Source organism: Hydrocarboniphaga effusa AP103, from assembly GCF_000271305.1.
Lineage (GTDB): Bacteria > Pseudomonadota > Gammaproteobacteria > Nevskiales > Nevskiaceae > Hydrocarboniphaga > Hydrocarboniphaga effusa.
The window spans coordinates 1152686-1171383 of the sequence record NZ_AKGD01000002.1 but is presented as its reverse complement, the minus strand read 5'-3'; the positions used below and the strand labels follow the sequence as shown (position 1 = coordinate 1171383).

The window sequence follows — 18698 nt, the reverse complement described above, 5'->3', positions numbered from 1 at the left end:
AGCTCAGTCGTCCGCGCCTTCGGACCGCACCTTGCCGGGGCCCACGCCTTCGAGGCGCTTGAAGAAGCGCCGGAACGCGGCCTCGCTCTTGTAGCCGAGCAATTCGGCGATCGACGCCACCGACAGGCGGCGATTGCGCAGCAGCCGCTTGGCCTCGATCGCGCGCCAGTTCGCCAGGTACTGGATCGGCGGCACGCCGAGGACTTCGGAAAACAGCTCGGCGTAGGCAGTGCGCGACATGCCCGCCTGCTGGGCCATCGACTGGATCGTCCAGTCGTCGCCGGGCCTGGCGTGCACGGCCGACAAGGCCCGGCACAGGCGCGGATCGGCCAGCGCCGCCAGCAGCCCGCGCGGGTCGGGCGCCGCGCGCACGTATTCGCAAACCGCCATCGTGAACAGCGAATCGGCGAGCTTGTTCTGCACCATCTGCCGGCCCCAGCGGCGATCGGTGGAGGTCTGCGCGAGCATCGAAGCCAGCGCCCGGAAGCCGTCGCTGCTGTCCTGGCTGCGCACGACGAAGTAAGCCGGCAGCGCGTTGAAGATCGGATGGCGGCTGCCCATGATGAATTCGAGCTCGCCGCAGAGCATCGCCGTCTCGCATTCGGCCTGCGGCTGCGCGGCACCGGATTCGGCGACCGCGACGAGCGAATGCCGCATGCCGGCCGGGAACACGATCAGGTCACCGCTCTGCAGGCGCTGCGGCAAACCGTCCGCATCGCCCTGAACCCAGCATTCGCCTTCGGTCAGCAGATGGAACTGGCCGTAGCGGGTCGCCGGCTCCTGCTCGAACCAGCTGCCGCAGTAGCGCACGTTGGCGGTGATTTCGACCCGCAGCTGGTACGAGCCGAGCACCGACTCGAGCACGGTATCGATGGGATTGGAGTTCATGGCGGCAAGCCTAGTGACCCGCGAAACAGGCTCCCATGCTCGTCCGTCCGCCATTTCATGCGCAAGCGTCCACCCGCATCGCCGGACGGACGATCGGGCATGAAGGTGGAACGGCCGGGAATATCGGCGCAGGCGCGAGGAATCGAACATGGCCACAGACGCAAGCGCGGCGCCGCCGGGCTCGTCCGAACCCAACAGAGGATTCCACATGTCGAACATCGCCAGCCGTACCGCCAAGACTTCGGGCTTCGCGCTCGCCGCAGCCGCCGCTTCCCTGTTCCTGACCGCGCCGATGGCGCAGGCCGAGAGCGCCGGCAGCGGCACCGCCGCCGGCCACTGCATGGGCGCCAACGCCTGCAAGGGACAGGGCGCGTGCAAGACCGCCGCCAATGCCTGCAAGGGGCAGAACGGTTGCAAGGGCCAGGGCTTCACCGAAGCCAGCGAGAAGGACTGCACGGCCAGCGGCGGCAAGTTCGAAAAGCCGTCCAAGAAGTAAGCGAACCACCTGCCGCCGACGGCGTGGGCTGCTCGCCTGCACCGTCGGACGGCACACGCCAGGCCAAGGTCTCCGGGGAATCGTCATGACATCACGCACGCCACCATTGCGAGGCTTCGGCCTGGGTCTGCGGCCACCTCATTACGAGGCCATCCTGAGCGGAAATCCGTCGGTGGACTGGTTCGAGGTGCTCAGCGAGAACTATCTCGTGGCCGGCGGAGCGCCGCTGCATTTTCTCGACCGCATCGCCGAGCGCTATCCGGTGGCGATGCACGGGGTTTCGCTGTCGATCGGCGGCAGCGACGAACTCGATCGCGACTACCTGCGCGAGTTGCGCAAGCTCGCCGATCGCATCCAGCCGCGCCTGGTCTCGGACCACCTGTGCTGGACCGGCATCGACGGCGCGCAATTGCACGATCTGCTGCCCTTGCCGCAAACCGAGGAGGCAGTGAATCACGTCGCTGCACGCCTGCGGCAGGTACAGGATGCGCTCGCCCGTCCGCTGCTGCTCGAAAACGTTTCGAGCTACCTGCGGTTCGCGCATTCCACGCTCAGCGAATGGGATTTCATGGTCGCCGTCGCCGAGCAGGCCGATTGCGGCCTGCTGCTCGACGTCAACAACGTCTACGTCAACAGCGTCAACCACGGCTTCGACGCGCATCGCTATCTCGATGCGCTGCCGCCGCGGCGCGTGAAGCAGATTCACCTGGCCGGGCACAGCCGCTCGGCCGACGGCGCGCTGCTGATCGACACCCACGACCAGCCGGTGGCCGAAGCCGTCTGGTCGCTCTACGAATACGCGGTGCGGCGCTTCGGCCCGGTGCCGGTGATGATCGAGCGCGACGACCGCATTCCGCCGCTGGCCGAGCTGCTGGACGAACTCGACCGAGCACGCCGCATCGTCGGCAGCCTGGCGCTGGCCGCATGAGCAGCTCCATGCCGACGCTGGCGCAGACGCAGCGCCAACTGCAGCGCTGGATTCTGAGCGATTCGCCGCATCGGACCGCCATGCCACCGCGCGCGCTGCTCAAGCTCATCGCGGACGAACCGAAGCAGGCAGCGCAGCGTGCAGGCATCTATCACACGGCCTATCGGCTGCGCCTCGACGAGGTGCTGGCCAACGATTATCCGGTGCTGGCCGCCGTCGCCGGCGAAACCTTCGCCGACATCGCCGAGCGCTATCGGCGCGCGCATCCCTCGCGGCATCCGTCGGCGCGCTGGTACGGCCGCCACCTGCCCGCGATGCTCGGCGATTCGGCGCACGGCGATCTCGCCTGCCTCGAATGGGCACTCGGCGAAGCCTTCGATGCGGCGGACGCCGATGCCGTCGTGATCGAGGATCTGGCCGGACTACCGGCCGATGCTTGGGCCGGGCTCGGTTTCGCATTCGATCCGAGCCTGCGGCTGCTGAGCCTCAAGACCGAGCTCGCCGCCTTACTGGCGGCGGAATCACCACAGCATCACGGCCCGATCGAACGCCGGCCCGACGCCGCGGACTGGCTGGTCTGGCGGCATCGGCGCCAGACGCGCTGGCGCGTGCTGTCCGAAGACGAAGCCGCGTGCCTGCGCAGCGCGAGGGCCGGCGCCAGTTTCGAAGCGCTCTGCGAGCAGCTTTGCCGATGGCATCCGCCCGAGCACGTCGCCCAGCGCGCGGCCGGTCTGCTCAAGCGCTGGATCGTCGATGGCCTGGTCGCAAGCCTTCATCACCCCGCAATGCGCTGATCGCTTCCACTCTCCCGCTCACAAGGACATCCCATGCAAAACATCTCGCCGGCCAGCCGGCTCACGCTCTGGCTGGAACGCTCACGCGAACTCGCGGCCGCGCTCGACTGGCTCGCGCCGCTCGCGGTACGACTGGTCTTCGGCTACTTCTGGCTCGAAACCGGATGGGCCAAGCTGCACAACCTCGACGGCTTCGCCGGGCGTTTCGCGCAATGGGGCATTCCGTTTCCGGAACTCAGCGCGCTGGCTTGCGCGATCGTCGAGTTCGGCGGCGGCGCACTGATGATGCTGGGCCTCGCCACCCGCCTGACCATGCTGCCGATGATCGTCAACATGCTCGTCGCCCTGCTGGTGGTGGTGCTGCCCGGCGTCTCCACACTCGACGAATTCGTGGAACTCGACGAGGTGCTCTACGTGCTGGTGTTTTTGTGGCTGCTGATCGCCGGTCCCGGCCGCGTGAGCCTGGATCATTGGCTGGCGCATCGCTTTACTGCGCGCCCACTCGCTGCAGGCAGCTGAGCGGCATTGCCCGCACGCACGCCGATCGCGTAAGGTGGCCGCCTAGCCGGGGGTGCCCGTGCCGCTGAATCAACAGCGGCGCTGGCTGAGATCACACCCTAGGAACCTGGCCGGGAAACCGGCGTAGGGATGGCTCTCGCACTCGCCCGTCCGCGGCGCCGGCAGCGCATCCCCTCCTTGCATGAGGATGCACATGAACCTGCCGCTCGATCCCAAAGCCTCCGAGCTGTTCCGCCTCGCCGACGAACTGTCGGCCGATGTGCGCCGCCCGTTCCCGAACAGCCGCAAGATCTACGTCGAAGGCTCGGCCGGCGTCCGCGTGCCGATGCGCGAGATCAGCCAGACCGACACGCGCACCGAGAAGGGCGCGATCGCCAATCCGCCGATCACCGTCTACGACACCTCGGGCCCCTATTCCGACCCGAGCGTGACGATCGACCTGCGCCAGGGCCTGCCGAACGTGCGCGACGCCTGGATCGAGGCGCGCGGCGACACCGAGCAGCTCAAGGGTCCGAGTTCATTGTTCGGCCGCATCCGCGCGGCCGACGACAAGACCGCGAACCTGCGCTTCGAGCACATCCGCGCCCCGCGCAAGGCCAAGGCCGGCGCCAACGTCTCGCAGATGCACTACGCGCGCCGCGGCATCATCACGCCCGAGATGGAATACATCGCGATCCGCGAAAACGCCCGGCTCGAAGAGCTGCGCGAGACATATGAGAAGGCCGGCTACCTGCGCCGCATGCACGCGGGCAATTCGTTCGGCGCGCAGCTGCAGAAGCAGATCACGCCCGAGTTCGTGCGCAGCGAAGTGGCACGCGGCCGCGCGATCATTCCAGCCAACATCAACCACCCGGAGCTCGAGCCGATGATCATCGGCCGCAACTTCCGCGTGAAGATCAACGCCAACATCGGCAACAGCGCGGTGACGTCCTCGATCGCCGAAGAAGTCGAGAAGATGGTGTGGAGCACGCGCTGGGGCGGCGACACCGTGATGGACTTGTCGACCGGCAAGAACATTCACGAAACGCGCGAATGGATTTTGCGCAATTCGCCGGTTCCGATCGGCACCGTGCCGATCTATCAGGCGCTCGAAAAGGTCAACGGCAAGGCCGAGGAACTGACCTGGGAAATCTATCGCGACACCCTGATCGAGCAGGCCGAGCAAGGCGTCGATTACTTCACGATCCACGCCGGCGTGCTGCTGCGCTACATCCCGTGGACCGCGAACCGCGTCACCGGCATCGTTTCGCGCGGCGGCAGCATTCTCGCCAAGTGGTGCCTCGCGCATCACAAGGAAAACTTCCTCTACACGCATTTCGAAGAGATCTGCGAAATCATGAAGGCCTACGACGTGAGCTTCTCGCTCGGCGACGGCCTGCGTCCGGGCAGCATTGCCGATGCGAACGACGAGGCGCAGTTCGGCGAGCTGCACACGCTCGGCGAACTCACCGACATCGCCTGGAAGCACGACGTGCAGGTGATGATCGAAGGCCCCGGCCACGTGCCGATGCACTTGATCAAGGAGAACATGGAAGAGCAGCTCAAGCACTGCTACGAGGCGCCCTTCTACACGCTCGGCCCGCTGACCACCGACATCGCGCCGGGCTACGACCACATCACCTCCGGCATCGGCGCGGCCAACATCGGCTGGTACGGCTGCGCGATGCTCTGCTACGTCACGCCCAAGGAGCACCTCGGCCTGCCCGACAAGGACGACGTGCGCGAAGGCATCATCACCTACAAGCTCGCGGCGCACGCGGCCGATCTGGCCAAGGGTTTCCCGGGCACGCAGGTGCGTGACAACGCGCTGTCCAAGGCGCGCTTCGAGTTCCGCTGGGAAGACCAGTTCAACCTCGGCCTCGATCCCGAAAAAGCGCAGGAATTCCACGACGAAACGCTGCCGCAGGAAGGCGCCAAGCTCGCGCACTTCTGCTCCATGTGCGGTCCGCATTTCTGCTCGATGAAGATCACGCAGGACGTGCGTGACTACGCGGCCAAGGTCGGCGCCAGCGAAGCCGAAGCCCTCGAGAAAGGCATGGCCGAGAAGTCGCAGGAATTCCTCAAGCAGGGCGCGGAAGTCTATCGCCCCGAATGAGGCGAGCATGAGCGTGGCGACCGCCGCCGACCTCGCGGCGGCAGTCGATCGACTGTTGCTCGAACGTGGAGAGCTCGATTTCTTCGAGCTGCTGCTGCGCTTGAAGCTCATCGACGCGAGCGGCGGCTGGCTCGCTGCGCCGGACGCCGCCGCCGACACGCTCGATGCCGCGCACGCCTACGCCTCGCAGCAAGGCCTGCGCGCCGCGAGCGGAGCAATGTTCCTGCCGCTGCCGGCGCGCTGTCGCGTCGTCATGAGCAAATCGCCGCGATCTCAATTCGATCTGCTGCGCGACAACCAGGGCCTCTACGCCGAAACGCAGCTGCGCGACGCGCTGCTCGATCGGCGCTTCGATGCCGCGCGCGAGCTGCTCGCTCGCGTCGACGATGCGAATGCGCGTGGCGAGTTCACGCAACTCATCGACGCCGCGACGGCACGCTGCGAAGACAACGATGCCGAGCGCATCGCAAACCGGCTCGCGCCGCTGGCTCGCCGTCGACTCGGCGACAACGCGGCGGCGTATCTGCGTGGACTCTGGAGCGCGCTGGCCGAGCGACGGGCCGGATTGCGCTTCGATCCGCAGCGTCCGCAGGACCACGCGAGCCACGCCTGGCTGCAGGCCGGCGAAGCCGCCCGCGCAGTCGATGTGATCGCGATGGAACCGGGGTGGCACGAGGACGCGCCACTGCTCGCGCGCATGGCGCAAGCCAGCGCCGGCTGCGGTCGCAGCGGCGATGCGCGCCTGGCCTGGATGCGCCTGTGCTGGCTGCATCCGCACGCGGCGGAACAGGCTTTCGACGAATCGCGCGCCGATCCTTCGCTGCTCGAGCACTGGAGCGACTTCCAGTCCGATGAGGCGGCATACGAAACCGACACGTTTCCGGCCTGGACGCTGATCGTCGATCCGGGCCAGCGTTTCAGCGTGCCGGCTGAGCAGGCTCCGCAGACACCAGCCGGCGAGCTGTACCGCGCGGTGCTTGCGCTGATCGCCAGCGGTGGCGAGTCGAATGCCAGGCGCCGCGTGCACGCGCTGCGCCCGGCGCTGTTGAAACACTATTTGGGCTACGCCGCGAACCGGTGAATCGCGCGGCGGCCGGCCCGGCCAGCAGGCGGCCGCTGCACGCGCCGATGCTCAGAGCCCGCGCGCCGCGAGCAGCTCCAGCAGTTTTCGGCGCGCGCGATACCGCAGCTTGAGTTCGCCGACCCAGGCCCGCACGTCCGGTCCCGGCACGAGCCTGACCACGGCCGCGATGAGTTCCACCTGTCTGGCGTAGCTCCTGGCTTCGCTGGCCGCGGGCAGCTCCGCATCGACGATGCGCCGCAACAGGGAGGCCGCCTCGACCGGGTGGTCCGGCTCCAAACGTGAAGCCAGGTCATGCAGCAGGGCGGGACGCGCGACAGTCGACGTCACCAGGACGCGCGCGCCGGCGATGTCGCCATCGGCCAGCAGCAGGTTCAACCGTGGGCTCGCATCTTTCAGCCCATCGGTCACCGCGCGCTCCTTGCTTTGCACGTGATCGAGCGCGCGTTGCCGATATGCGGGCCATTCAGCTCCGGTGGCATTCTTGAGCCTTTGCCACGCCTCGATCATCGGGTGGCGCTGGAAATCCCGCCACAGCACCGCGACCGCTTCTTCATTCAAGCCGGCACGCAGCAGTTCCTCGGCGAGCAGGCTTCGCAGCGACGGCCAATCGGGATGCGCCTTCACGCCACGCTCGGCCCATTGCAGCGCGTCGCGCTCACGCCCGAACTCACGGCTGACCTCCACGAGGCGTACGTAGGCGTGGCCCGACGACAGGTCTCTCGTCAGCACCCGCAGCAGGGAATCGAAGTCGCGGCGCAACAGGGCCAGCTCCTCCATGCGATGCACCGGCCCGAACTCCTTCAACCAGGCCTCCGTTCCCCTTCCACCGCGACTCGCCGGCAGCTTGGCGAACTCCGCCTCCACCAGCGCTGCGTAGCAGTCCCTGCCGTCTTCACCGAGTGCCTGCCAGTACGAAGCGGCGGCAAAAAAACCCCACTCGTCCATTTTTTGCCAGCGCAGCAGATTCCGCGCGAAAGCCTTGGCGTCCAGTCCGGCGCAGGCCGCGGCGGCGGCTCGCCGGTGCAGGTCGGCGAACTGGTGGATGCGATCGCGCAGCGCCCCGCCCGAATCGTCCGAACGGGAATAGATCTTGAGCAGTCGCTCCAGCGTTGCGCCGCAGAGCGAGAAGCATTGCAGCGGATCATCGTCGAGGCGCTCGGCCAGCAGTTGCAACGGCATGGCCAGTCGCTTCGCGTACTCGTTGCTACGACGCCAGTCGAGAAATCCGGAGACCTTGAGCATATCGGCGAGCGACTTGCCGAACTCCCCGACATCGTCCTTCGCCACCAGCAGGCGCAGGCGCTTGCCCACCTGCGGGTCTTCCAGCGCGATCTCGTGCAGCCAGCGCGCCAGCGTTTCGGCCTGCTGCGCGCGCAGCAGCTTCAGCAAATCGTCGCCAGGCCCTGCCGCTTGCGGCACGGCGTCACCATCGCGCCAAGTTAGCGCGGCGGCCACCAAATGCTTGCAGAAGCCATCGGCCGGGCATGCGCACCAGCCGCTCAGGCGATCCCCTTGCCGCTGCAACTGCAAGCGATACGGCTCGGTTCCGCTGACCTCGGCTTCGAGATCGGAGTCGGTCTGCTTGAGCAGTCGCACGCGCCCTTGGCGCCGATAATCGAGCCCTCGCTTGAATACCGCAGCGCCGGCCAGCGCCGTGAGCCGGCCATCGCTTAATTGGCTCATCGCTCGCCGCCCGAGACCGGGCGGTCGCCATGGCCTCGATGCAGCTTCGGCATCGCGTCAATCCCTGAAATTCTCAAACTGCAGGGGCAGCTCGACATCGGCCTTGCGCAACAGCGCGATCGCGGTCTGCAGGTCGTCGCGCTTCTTGCCGATCACGCGCACTTTTTCGCCGGCGATCTGCGTATCGACCTTGAGCTTGGCTTCCTTGATCTTGGCGATGATCTTCTTCGCCTGAACCTGCTCGATGCCCTGCTTGATGGTGATCTTGCGGCGCGCGCCGGCGAGGTTGGTCTCGACGTCGCCGAGCTCGATCGCACGCAAGTCGATGTGCCGGCCGGCGAGTCGCTTGTGCAGGATTTCGAGCATCTGGTCGAGCTGGAATTCGCTGGGCGCGAACTGCGTGACGACGAAGCCCTCGTGCTCGAAGCGCGCATCGGTGCCGCGCAGGTCGTAGCGATTGTCGAGATCGCGCTTGGCCTGGTCGATGGCGTTGGTGAGTTCGTGCTTGTCGACTTCGGAGACGATATCGAATGAGGGCATGACGGGTCGCTTGAATGAATGCCGAGGCCGCTATTGTCACCCGAGCGCGGCGCGCGCGGGTACGTGGCTTGCGACATTCACCGGGCGATCATCCAGCCGCCCACAGGCTGTGCGTCTTCATCATTCATCAAGACGCCAGCAAGGGGAGACATGGCCGTCACGCTTCCGCCGGTGATTCCGCCGCAGCAGGCCGAGGTCGCGCAGCTGCAGCGGCAGGGCGCCGAATCCGCCGCGTTCGATTTCCAGTCCTGGCGCGTGCACGTGCTCGGCCCCGCGGTGCTCGATCGCGACACGCTCGCGAGCGCGACTCAGGAGGCGGCGACGCTGTCCGACGTGGTGCGCAATCTCGCGGCGCGCTACTACGAAGCGGGCTATCCGGCCGCGCAGCTGCGCTACGGCCTCGCGGGCTCCGATCTCTACGTCGTCGCCACGCTCGGCAAGCTCGCGCGCATCGAAGGCCCGCAAGCGCTCAAGTCCTACTTCGAAGACCTCGCCGGCCTCGATCCGTTGACCGACTCGGCCTTCGAGCAGCGCCGCGTGCTGGCGACCGCGCATGCCGATCGCGCGGGCCTGCAGGTCGAGCCGGTGTTCCGCCCGGACCCATCCGGCGACGCCTACACGATGACGCTCGAACCGGTACCCGAAGCACCCGATCCGACTCGCTTCAAGGTCGAAGTCGGCAACCCGGGCAACCGCTTCGTCGGCCGCCATTTTCTCGATCTCGACCTGCGCCACGGCCTGGCGAGCGGCGACGAATTCAACGCCACCTGGCGCACCGGCCTCAAGGGCCTCAACGACGACGAGGCCGCCGACCGCTACGACGAGGAAATGCTGAGCTGGAGCCGGGTCACGCGCTACGGCATCTTCGGCCTGTCCGGCCGCAACGTCGATTACCGGATCGACCTGCGGGCCGAATCCGACAGGCCGCTGTACCGGCTGCTGCGCAACCTGCTGCCGTTCCTGCCCCCGAATACCGGCGAGCAGCCCATCAAGGGCGACATCCAGCAGATCGAAGCGGCCTGGGCCTATCCGCTCGCAGCGGATTTCCACAGCCGCTGGAGCGTCAACGCCAAGCTCGACTACACGCTCAAGGAACTGGAGCTGCGCGATTCCGACGCGCGCATCCAGCACCAGGAATACGGTTCGATCGAGGCCGGCACCGCGTACGGGCGCACGATCGACATCGGCGAGCGGCGGCTCGATCTCGACGGCGGCCTCGCGCTGCGCAAGGGCCTCGGCAGCGACGAAACCGACGAGGCCACCTCGCTGGCCGACCTCGGCTACCTGCTCTGGCGCCCGCAGCTCAGCGCCCGGCTCAGCCGGGGCGATTTCAGCACGCGGCTCGAGCTCTACGCCCAGCTCACGGGCGACAGCGTGCCCGAGCAAAGCCAGTGGGTGCTCGGAGGCCTCGGCAACGTCGCCTCCTACCTGCCGGGCGTGGCGGTCGGCGACTCGGGTGGGCTCGCGCGCCTGCAGGTCGACTACCGGCTGTTCGGCAAGGGCGAGCGCCATGCGCTGGTTCCGCGTGCCTTCGTCGAATACGGCTACGCGCGCTTCGAAAACCCGCAGGCCGGCCTGCCTGGCGGAACACCGGCGATCGCCGATGCGGGCGTCGAGCTCGCGTTCTCGTATTCGGGCTGGCTGGACGCGAGCCTGGCCTATGCCGAGTCCTTCCACGAGCGGGACATCGACAAGCAGACGCTCGACGATGCCGACGCCAACATCTACTTCCGGGCCGCGCTCAAGTTCTGATCATTCCTTGCTCGCGTAGGCCATATGCACGTGCTGCGAGATGTAGGTGCTCAAGCCGCGGCCCGACTGCGCGAGCCGCTTCATCCGCTCCACGTGGCGTGCGCCGGGTCGCGTCCGGTCGTAGCGATAAATGTCCCCGCCCGCAAAGCGAACGCGAATAAAATCGACACCGGCCTCGTAGGCGACGACGCCGGATTCCCCGCTCAGATTGCGATAGCGCTCCATACGCCGCAGTTTGCGCGGCGCGGCCGCCACGCCTCGCTGAACCCGGGTTCGCCCAAGCTCTACAAGCGCTGGACGAACATCGTCCAGGCCTTTCTACCGCCATTGTTCCAGGCCCGACCCGCCGCACACTCAGTACATGGAGATCAAAGAAAAGCTCGCCATCCTGGCCGACGCCGCCAAGTACGACGCCTCGTGCTCGTCGAGCGGCGGAACCCGGCGCGATTCGCTGGGCACCGGCGGCATCGGCAGCAATGAAGGCATGGGCATCTGCCACGCCTACGCGCCCGACGGGCGCTGTATTTCGCTGCTCAAAATCCTGCTGACCAACTTCTGCCTTTACGACTGCGTGTACTGCGTCAACCGGCGCAGCAGCAACGTCGTGCGTGCCCGCTTCTCGGTGCGCGAAGTCGTCGAGCTGACGCTCAACTTCTACAAGCGCAACTACATCGAAGGCCTGTTCCTGTCGTCCGGCATCATCCGCAACTCGGACTACACCATGGAGCAGCTCGCGCTCGTCGCCAAGACGCTGCGCACGCAGCATGCGTTTCGCGGCTACATCCACCTGAAGACCATTCCGGACGCCGCGCCCGAGCTGATCGCCGAGGCCGGGCGCTGGGCGGACCGCCTGTCGATCAACGTCGAACTGCCGACCGAAACCGGGCTGCAGCGTCTGGCTCCCGAGAAGAACCTGCGCGACATCCGCGCCGCGATGGGCTCGCTGCGCCTGGCCATCGACGAGAACAAGGAAGAGAGCCGCAAGACCGCCAAGGCGCCGCGCTTCGCGCCCGCCGGCCAGAGCACGCAGATGATCGTCGGCGCCGACGCCGCGAGCGATCGCGACGTGCTCGAAACCAGCGTCAATCTCTACAGCAACTATCGGCTGCGCCGCGTCTACTACAGCGCCTTCAGCCCGATTCCCGATGCGTCGAAAGCGCTGCCGCTGGTCGCGCCGCCGCTCGTGCGCGAGCATCGCCTGTACCAGGCCGACTGGCTGCTGCGCTTCTACGGCTTTTCGATCGACGACATCACGCCGCAGGACGTGCAGGCCAATCTCGACCTCGAAGTCGACCCGAAAACGGCCTGGGCGTTGCGCAACCGCGAGCAGTTTCCGGTTGACCTCAACACGGCTCCGCGCGAAAAGCTGCTGCGCGTTCCGGGGCTCGGCGTGAAAACGGTCGACAAGCTCGTCGATCTGCGCCGGCACAAGCGGCTGCGCTTCGAAGATCTCACGCGCCTGCGGGTTTCATCGCGCAAGGTCGCGCCGTTCGTCATCACGATCGATCATCGGCCGCGCGCGGAATCCGACACCGACAGCGCGCAACTCCGCAACACGCTCACGGCGACGCGGCCACGGCAGGCCGACCTGTTCACCTGAGCATGTCCGCATCGCAGACGTTCGTCGTCGCGCGCCTGGACGACGGCGCCGATTTCGTGCAATGGCGAGCACAGGCCCGCGAGCTGCTGCAAGCGCGAATCGAGCCCGAGCGCGTGAGCTGGCGGGTCGGAAACGACGGTGGCGATCTGTTCACCGAACCAAGTTCGCCCGAAGCACCGCTGCAGGCGACGGCCGTGCCGAGCGTGAATGTGCCGAAGGATTTTCTGTCGCTCGCCTACAACGTGCTCGCGCATCGCGATCCGCAGCGCCACGCCCTGCTCTACCGGCTGCTCTGGCGACTCGCGCACGGCGAGCCGAGGCTGCTCGACATCATCACCGACGACGATGTCGTGCGCGCCCGCGCCTGGGCGAAGTCGGTGGGCCGCGATCTGCACAAGATGAAAGCCTTCGTGCGCTTTCGCGAAGTCCAGCGCGAAAACGAAGAGCCCGTCTTCGTCTCCTGGTTCGAACCCGAGCACGACACCGTCAAGCTCGTGGCGCCGTTCTTCATGCGCCGCTTTGCCGGCATGCACTGGTCGATCCTGACGCCCGATCGCTCGGCGCACTGGGATGGCGAGACGCTGCGCTTCGATCGCGGAGCCTCGCGCTCCGACGCGCCCGACGGCGATGCGCTCGAGCAACTCTGGCGCCAGTATTACCGCAGTATCTTCAATCCCTCCCGGCTCAAGGTGACGGCGATGAAGAGCGAAATGCCGATGAAGTACTGGAAGAACCTGCCCGAGGCGATGCTGATTCCCGAGCTCATCCGCGAAGCGCAGCCGCGCATGCAGGCGATGGTCGCGGCCGCGCCGACGACACCGCGCAAGCGCGTGAGCCGTCGCGTCGACACGCCGGACGAAGCGCTGCCGCATGGCAGCCTGCGCGAGCTGCGCAAGCAGGCCCACGATTGCCGGCGCTGCGAGCTGTGGAAGCCGGCGACGCAGACCGTGTTCGGTGAAGGTCCGAGCGACGCGCGGATCATGCTGATCGGCGAACAGCCGGGCGATCAGGAAGACCTCGCCGGCAAGCCCTTCGTCGGTCCGGCAGGCCGCATGCTCGACCAGGCGCTCGTAGAGATCGGCCTCGATCGCAAGCAGCTTTACGTGACCAACACGGTCAAGCACTTCAAGTTCGAGCCGCGTGGAAAGTTCCGCCTGCACAAGCGCGCGGATTCACGCGAGCAGCACGCCTGCCGCGTCTGGCTCGATGCGGAACTCGAAAAGCTGCAGCCCGAGACCATCGTCTGCCTCGGCAGCATGGCGGCCAGCGCGATCCTCGGCAGCAGCTTCAAGCTGCTCGAGCAACGCGGCCAATGGCACGAGCTCGGCGATGGGCGACGCGCCTTCGCGACCGTGCATCCGTCTTACCTGCTGCGGGTTCCGGGCGAGCAGGAGCGTGCGCAGGCGTATCGCGACTTCGTGCGCGACCTGCGACTGCTGACCGCGGCAAGCCCGTGATCGAGTGACCGAATCGGGCGATTGAAACAGCCGGGACGCCGACATCGCGTCCCGGCTCGTCGGCATCCGAATCAGCGAGCGCGCCGGCGGATCGCGCCGACGAGGCCCGCCAGGCCCAGCATCGACAGCAGCAAGCCGTCGAACGCGCCGCCGCCGCGGCGACCGCTGCCGTCACCGCCTCCATCGCCAGGAGCATCCGGCGCGGTCGACTTCACCGTGCCCGAGGAGGTCTTGGCCGAAGTGGTTCCCGCGGTGTTCTTCACCTGCAGCGACGGCGTGTAGCTGCCGGCCGCGGTGTAGGTGTGCGTGGCGACGGCAGTCGACTGCGACACCACCGGCGAGCCGTCGCCGAAGTCGAAGATGTAGAGCTCGATGCTGCCGCCGTCGGAATCGAAGGACTGCGAGCCGTCGAAGGTGACGAGCAGCGGCGCACGGCCGCTCTGCGGAGACACCGTGAGCGCGGCCACCGGACCGGAGCCCGGCGGCGTGACGACGACCGCGGTGGTGGTCTTGATCGTGACCTTGGAGGCCGGCGACGCCGCGCCGCGCGCATCCTGGGCGATCACCGAGGCGACGAAGGTTCCGGCCGCGCGATACGTATGGCTCGTCGTCGGCTGCGATTGCGTGACCGCCGCGCTGCCGTCGCCGAAGTCGAAGCGGTATTCGACGATCGCGTCGCCATCGACATCGTGCGAACCGCCGGCATCGAAGCTCACCGCGAGCGGAATCTGGCCGTAGGTGCTCGATGCGGTCAGCGAGGCCGAAGGCGCGCTGTTGCTGGCCGGCGGCGCAGCCGAAGTCTGGATCGTCACCGAGGCCGATGCCGACGCGCGATCCGGATCGCTCACGGTGACGCTGGCCGAATAGCTGCCGACGCCTTCGAAGGTGTGCTGCGCGATCGGCGAAGTCTGCGTCACCACTGCACCGTCGCCGAAGTTGAAGGTGTAGCTCAGCGCATCGCCGTCGGCATCGCTCGAAGCGGAGGCATCGAAGCTCACCACGAGCGGCACGGTGCCGCTGGTCGGCGTCGCCGTCAGTCTGGCGACCGGCGTGTGGTTCGGCTCGGTGGGGTCTTCGGGATCGCCGCCGCCGGGCCCGTCGCACTTTCCGTCTTCGGCCGAAACCGCATGGAACGGCGTGCCTGCGCCGCTGACTTCGACGTTGTCGACGATCCAGCCGAAGCCGGCCGAAACCGAGTCGGTGGCGACGACGAAGCGCAGGCGTGCGCTGTGGCCCGCGAGCGTGGTTCCGAAGTCGAGCTTCTCGTGCAGCACGCCGCCGGATTCACCACCGTAGCCGCGGCGGCCGTTGGCCCGCAGCTTGGCGTTGTAGCCGCCCGCGAAAGTCGCGCCGAAGTCGGCCGCATCCTGCCAGGCGCCGCCGTCGACGCTCACTTCGATCACGCCGCCGTCGTACTTGGCGAACAGGTCCGCCTCGAAGTCGTAGTAGTGATCGAAGGCGAGCGCGAAGCTGCCGCCGGCCGGAACGCTGAAGCTCGGCGTGACCAGCGAGAGCGTGGTCGCGCTGCCGAGATCGGGCGCGAACCAGGCGTTGCCGCTGCCGGTGGTCGCGTTCTGGTCGCCGATGGTCCAGACCTGCGTCGTGCCGGTGCTGGCCGTCGACCAATCCGGCGTCGACAGATCGGGATGATCGAAACCGTCCTTGGCCGCAGTGCGCGCGATGTCGGCATTGCCGATCAGCGTGGCGCTGATGCTGGTCGGATAACGCACGGCCGCATCGGCGTCGGACGGTGCGTCGAGCGTGAGCTTGACCGGCAGGCTGACGACGCCGCCGATGCCCGATGCGAGCGCCGCCTTGACGCTCGCCTGCGCGGTCTGTGCGACCTCGCCCGCGGTGAAGCTCAGGCGATTGCCGTCGGGGAAGCTCAGGCCCGCGGCGGTGCTGCTGATGGTGCCGCTGAGCGTCTGGCCGGCCGTGTAGCCGCCGTTGTTGAGCAGCGCGAAATTGAGCCTGCCGGTTTCGCCCGAATCGAGCACGCCGTCGTGATCGCAGCCGTCGATGCCCTCGCCGCTGCCGATGCCGGAGACCAGCGTCGGAGCCGACGCGGCGAGCGCGACGTAGCTTTCGGTCACGCCGACGTTGTCGCTGCTGTTGCTCGGCGGAGCCACCGCATCGAGGCCGATGCCGCGACGTGCGAACGCGCGCGCCGCCACGTTGAAATCGACCGGATCGTTCGCGGCCGCGCAGGCCAGGATGCCGTCGCGCGCATCGACGAAAGTCGGCGAAGACGGCGTCATCTTGAGGCCGCAGATGATGTAGTCCTTCATGCGCGCCTGGGCGTCGGCGAAGCTGCGGCCCGGCACGTTGAGCAGGCCCACGTACACGTTGAACAGCATGTTGGCCCAGACTTCGCCGGTGTTGTGCACCTCGGAGTTGCCGGCGCCGTCGACACCGAACGCAGCCGGAGCCGCGACCTGGCCTTGCGAAGCTTCGACGTCGGTCAGCGCGACGCCGTCCTGGATGTGCTTGAAGGTCAGCGAGTTCTTGGCGAAGTCGTAGGAGTACGGCATGCGACGAATGCCGTAGTAGTAAGCCGGAACCACGTAGTAGCCGGTGCCATAAGCGCCCTGATACCGCTCGTTGCCGGACACCAGGCGATCTTCCTCGCGCACCGCGAGCATCATCGAATCGATGTCGCCCCAGCCCTCGCCCATGCCGCCGCCCTGGTTGTTCGACAGGCCCGAGCCGTTGCCGACCAGGCGGTTGCTGACGTAGTGAAAGTATTCGTGCGCGATCACCAGATTGTCGAAGGTGCCGTCGTAGTCGATCGAGGCTTCACGCTTCACGTGCAGGCTCACGGTCTGGCCCGCGGCGAGCTGCGCCTTGAGCATTTCGCCGACGTCCTTGCGGATCATCACCGCGGGCGCGGTGTAGAGCGCATCGGTGGTGATGCCGATGTTGATCGGAATGTCGGCGTTGCCCATCGAGCCCGGATTGCCCTCGCCGTTGTTGACGACGACCATCGCCTTGGCGCCCGACAGCATCGCGAACTTCTCCTTGGTGGTGAAGCTGCAAGTGCCGCGATCGATCAGTGCGATCTTGCCGATCAGGCGCGGATCGGGAAGCGCCGGCACTTCCGGAAGCAGCCCGGTCGGATCGGCCGGCACGGCATCGTTGCAGCCATTGCTGGTCGGAGCGCTGCCGTCGTTGGCCAGGACCAGATCGCCGGTGACGTCGAAGGTCTGCGGGCCGAAGCTCGCACCCGCGAAGCGATAACCGCTGCCACCGCTATCGGCGCAGTTGCCGTCCGGCGAGCGCTGGCAGGTTTCGCCGCGCAACGCGCCATCGAACAAGTACATCTGCATCGTCGGCGACGAGCCGTCCGCCGGCGTCGCCATGTTGGCGTTGTTGCGGCCCGAGCCGTCCTGGCCTTGTGCCGAAACCGCATCGCCCTCTTCGCCTCCACGCCCGTAGTTGAGGGTCTGCGCGTTGCCCGCGGCTTCGTTGAAGCCATGGTCGTACCACCAGTCGTGCAGCCAGTTGTTCATGTAGAACAGGTTGACGACCGCAGCCTGCTGCGCGTTCGCGGTCGACGGATCGTCGTCGCCGTGAATCGGATAATCGAAGCTGTTCGGCCCGCTCAGCGCGGCGCGCACGTCGCCGGTTCCGGGCAGATAGCCGTCGCCCGTGAGTTCACCACCGACCGGCAGGTTGATCGGCAGCGACAATTGCAGGCTGCTGTCGAGGAAGGCATCGACGTGGTTGCCGGTGGTGGTCGTCGCGCCATCCGGCAGCCAGGCGTCGCCGGTGCTGATCGGGCCGCTGACGAGCGAAACCAGATTCGCCACCGCGCTCGTGCGCGGCAGCTCGTCGTCCGGCGTGCTGCCCGGAAACGGCAGATAGCCGTTGCCGAGCGGAGAATCCATCGGTTGATGCGTGCCGCTGTTGTCGGCGAACACGCGATACGAGAACGCGGTGTTGCCGCCTTCGTGGGCGACCAGGTTCTTGCGGAACAGCAGCTCGCCGCTGCTCGCCGAGATCACGTAGGCGTAGGCATCGCGACGACCGTCCGCGTTCGCCGGAGCCCCGAACAGCTCGACGTAGTAGGCCGGCACCAGACCGTCGGCGCCCGGGTAATAAACCGGCTTCACGCGCACCGCGCGGCCCAGGCGATAGTCGCTGCGATTGCTCGACGACACGAACCACTCGTAGTCGCCGCTGCTCTTGAAGCTGCTGAACAGGGCCGCCGCGAGATGGCCGCCGAGATTGCCGATGGCGGCGCTGATCGCATCGGCCTTGGTGCGCGCGAAGCTGCCGTCGATCTGACGCGAGCGCTCGAAACCACCCGAGATCGCGACGAGCCTGCCTTCGCGATCGGTCAGCACGTTGAGGCTGCGATTGAACACTTCGATGCCGTCCACGCGCTGGGAAAAGCGCGCGACCATACTGCCCGAGCGTGTCTGCTGCGCATCGGTGACCTTGGCCTGTTCGATCGCCTGGCGATCGAGCCCGAGCAAGGAAGACTGCGCGCTCAGGTAGGCACGCCCCAGTGCCGCCGGAATCGCCGCGGCCTTGCGCGCGCCGACACTCGGCACCGGGATCGAGGCGGGCGCCCACAGGAAGCCCGAGCCTCCGCGCAGCGCATCGACGTGCGAGGTGTAGCCGAGCGGGCTGCGCAGCGCCTCGGCGCGCTTTTGCAGCGAAGCGAAGCTGCTGGAGCGCAAGCCACCGGTCGCGCTGAGCGCGTCGAAATTGGCGGGAGCGGAAGCCGACTGCGCCGCACTGGCACTGGCGGCGGCGAGGACGAGCGACAACGCAAAGACACGGGCCTTCATTGAGAGCCTTGAGCAGTTTGGTGATGCGCATCCCTGCGCGGCGTAGGACATTTCCTACCTTTATTT

Annotated in this window: 14 protein-coding genes; 9 read left to right on the top strand and 5 right to left on the bottom strand. The window is 67.1% G+C overall.

Going from position 1 to position 18698, the window contains the following annotated elements:
• Window positions 1-3 precede the first annotated feature (3 nt).
• On the bottom strand, window positions 4-888 hold the full coding sequence (locus WQQ_RS16490) for an AraC family transcriptional regulator (protein ID WP_007186372.1): 885 nt from the start codon (window positions 886-888) through the stop codon (window positions 4-6).
• 208 nt (window positions 889-1096) lie between these two features.
• Between WQQ_RS16490 and bufA2 the strand changes: the two genes are divergently transcribed.
• From bufA2 to WQQ_RS16460, 6 genes are all read left to right on the top strand, one after another.
• On the top strand, window positions 1097-1384 hold the full coding sequence (bufA2, locus tag WQQ_RS16485; RefSeq protein WP_007186371.1) for a BufA2 family periplasmic bufferin-type metallophore: 288 nt from the start codon (window positions 1097-1099) through the stop codon (window positions 1382-1384).
• A gap of 85 nt (window positions 1385-1469) precedes the next feature.
• Window positions 1470-2312 (top strand): MNIO family bufferin maturase, encoded by an 843-nt coding sequence (gene bufB / locus WQQ_RS16480; RefSeq protein WP_040454275.1) that lies wholly within the window; start codon window positions 1470-1472, stop codon window positions 2310-2312.
• Window positions 2309-3106 (top strand): HvfC/BufC N-terminal domain-containing protein, encoded by a 798-nt coding sequence (locus WQQ_RS16475; RefSeq protein WP_040454273.1) that lies wholly within the window; start codon window positions 2309-2311, stop codon window positions 3104-3106. The genes bufB and WQQ_RS16475 overlap by 4 nt, the downstream gene beginning before the upstream one ends.
• Before the next feature lie 33 nt (window positions 3107-3139).
• Window positions 3140-3625, top strand: a complete 486-nt coding sequence (locus tag WQQ_RS16470) for a DoxX family protein (RefSeq protein ID WP_007186368.1) — start codon at window positions 3140-3142, stop codon at window positions 3623-3625.
• A 193-nt stretch (window positions 3626-3818) separates the two neighbouring features.
• Entirely contained in the window at window positions 3819-5720 is a 1902-nt protein-coding gene (gene thiC / locus WQQ_RS16465; protein WP_007186366.1) for a phosphomethylpyrimidine synthase ThiC, read from the top strand.
• A 7-nt stretch (window positions 5721-5727) separates the two neighbouring features.
• Window positions 5728-6801, top strand: coding sequence for a hypothetical protein (locus tag WQQ_RS16460; RefSeq protein WP_007186365.1), 1074 nt, complete (start codon window positions 5728-5730; stop codon window positions 6799-6801).
• Window positions 6802-6852: 51 nt separating this feature from the next.
• Here WQQ_RS16460 and WQQ_RS16455 read toward each other — a convergent pair whose 3' ends face one another.
• Together WQQ_RS16455 and WQQ_RS16450 are read right to left on the bottom strand one after the other, a co-directional pair.
• Window positions 6853-8334, bottom strand: a complete 1482-nt coding sequence (locus tag WQQ_RS16455; RefSeq protein WP_157534722.1) for a DUF6880 family protein — start codon at window positions 8332-8334, stop codon at window positions 6853-6855.
• Window positions 8335-8544: 210 nt separating this feature from the next.
• Complete coding sequence (locus WQQ_RS16450; RefSeq protein WP_007186363.1) at window positions 8545-9027, bottom strand: YajQ family cyclic di-GMP-binding protein; 483 nt, start codon at window positions 9025-9027, stop codon at window positions 8545-8547.
• Between the two features lie 150 nt (window positions 9028-9177).
• Between WQQ_RS16450 and WQQ_RS16445 the strand changes: the two genes are divergently transcribed.
• A complete protein-coding gene (locus WQQ_RS16445) occupies window positions 9178-10779 on the top strand; it encodes a ShlB/FhaC/HecB family hemolysin secretion/activation protein (RefSeq protein ID WP_007186362.1) in 1602 nt (533 codons plus the stop codon).
• Here WQQ_RS16445 and WQQ_RS16440 read toward each other — a convergent pair whose 3' ends face one another.
• Window positions 10780-11004 (bottom strand): hypothetical protein, encoded by a 225-nt coding sequence (locus tag WQQ_RS16440; RefSeq protein ID WP_007186361.1) that lies wholly within the window; start codon window positions 11002-11004, stop codon window positions 10780-10782.
• A 136-nt stretch (window positions 11005-11140) separates the two neighbouring features.
• Here WQQ_RS16440 and WQQ_RS16435 point away from each other — a divergent pair, with 136 nt between their 5' ends.
• Entirely contained in the window at window positions 11141-12379 is a 1239-nt protein-coding gene (locus tag WQQ_RS16435) for a putative DNA modification/repair radical SAM protein (RefSeq protein ID WP_007186360.1), read from the top strand.
• A gap of 2 nt (window positions 12380-12381) precedes the next feature.
• The gene (locus WQQ_RS16430; protein WP_007186359.1) at window positions 12382-13836 is read left to right on the top strand and encodes a UdgX family uracil-DNA binding protein; all 1455 of its coding nucleotides are present in this window, start codon (window positions 12382-12384) and stop codon (window positions 13834-13836) included.
• Window positions 13837-13907: 71 nt separating this feature from the next.
• Here the strand turns inward: WQQ_RS16430 and WQQ_RS16425 are convergent, their stop codons facing one another.
• Complete coding sequence (locus WQQ_RS16425; protein ID WP_007186358.1) at window positions 13908-18632, bottom strand: M36 family metallopeptidase; 4725 nt, start codon at window positions 18630-18632, stop codon at window positions 13908-13910.
• Window positions 18633-18698 lie beyond the last annotated feature (66 nt).

What these genes read in the sequence shown, in the direction of transcription:
- WQQ_RS16445 (WP_007186362.1), top strand. Translation starts at nt 9,178, where the DNA reads ATGGCCGTCACGCTTCCGCCGGTGATTCCGCCGCAGCAGGCCGAGGTC.
- WQQ_RS16430 (WP_007186359.1), top strand. Translation starts at nt 12,382, where the DNA reads ATGTCCGCATCGCAGACGTTCGTCGTCGCGCGCCTGGACGACGGCGCC.
- WQQ_RS16440 (WP_007186361.1), bottom strand. Translation starts at nt 11,004, where the DNA reads ATGGAGCGCTATCGCAATCTGAGCGGGGAATCCGGCGTCGTCGCCTAC.
- WQQ_RS16490 (WP_007186372.1), bottom strand. Translation starts at nt 888, where the DNA reads ATGAACTCCAATCCCATCGATACCGTGCTCGAGTCGGTGCTCGGCTCG.
- thiC (WP_007186366.1), top strand. Translation starts at nt 3,819, where the DNA reads ATGAACCTGCCGCTCGATCCCAAAGCCTCCGAGCTGTTCCGCCTCGCC.
- bufB (WP_040454275.1), top strand. Translation starts at nt 1,470, where the DNA reads ATGACATCACGCACGCCACCATTGCGAGGCTTCGGCCTGGGTCTGCGG.
- bufA2 (WP_007186371.1), top strand. Translation starts at nt 1,097, where the DNA reads ATGTCGAACATCGCCAGCCGTACCGCCAAGACTTCGGGCTTCGCGCTC.
- WQQ_RS16450 (WP_007186363.1), bottom strand. Translation starts at nt 9,027, where the DNA reads ATGCCCTCATTCGATATCGTCTCCGAAGTCGACAAGCACGAACTCACC.
- WQQ_RS16460 (WP_007186365.1), top strand. Translation starts at nt 5,728, where the DNA reads ATGAGCGTGGCGACCGCCGCCGACCTCGCGGCGGCAGTCGATCGACTG.
- WQQ_RS16475 (WP_040454273.1), top strand. Translation starts at nt 2,309, where the DNA reads ATGAGCAGCTCCATGCCGACGCTGGCGCAGACGCAGCGCCAACTGCAG.
- WQQ_RS16435 (WP_007186360.1), top strand. Translation starts at nt 11,141, where the DNA reads ATGGAGATCAAAGAAAAGCTCGCCATCCTGGCCGACGCCGCCAAGTAC.
- WQQ_RS16425 (WP_007186358.1), bottom strand. Translation starts at nt 18,632, where the DNA reads ATGAAGGCCCGTGTCTTTGCGTTGTCGCTCGTCCTCGCCGCCGCCAGT.
- WQQ_RS16470 (WP_007186368.1), top strand. Translation starts at nt 3,140, where the DNA reads ATGCAAAACATCTCGCCGGCCAGCCGGCTCACGCTCTGGCTGGAACGC.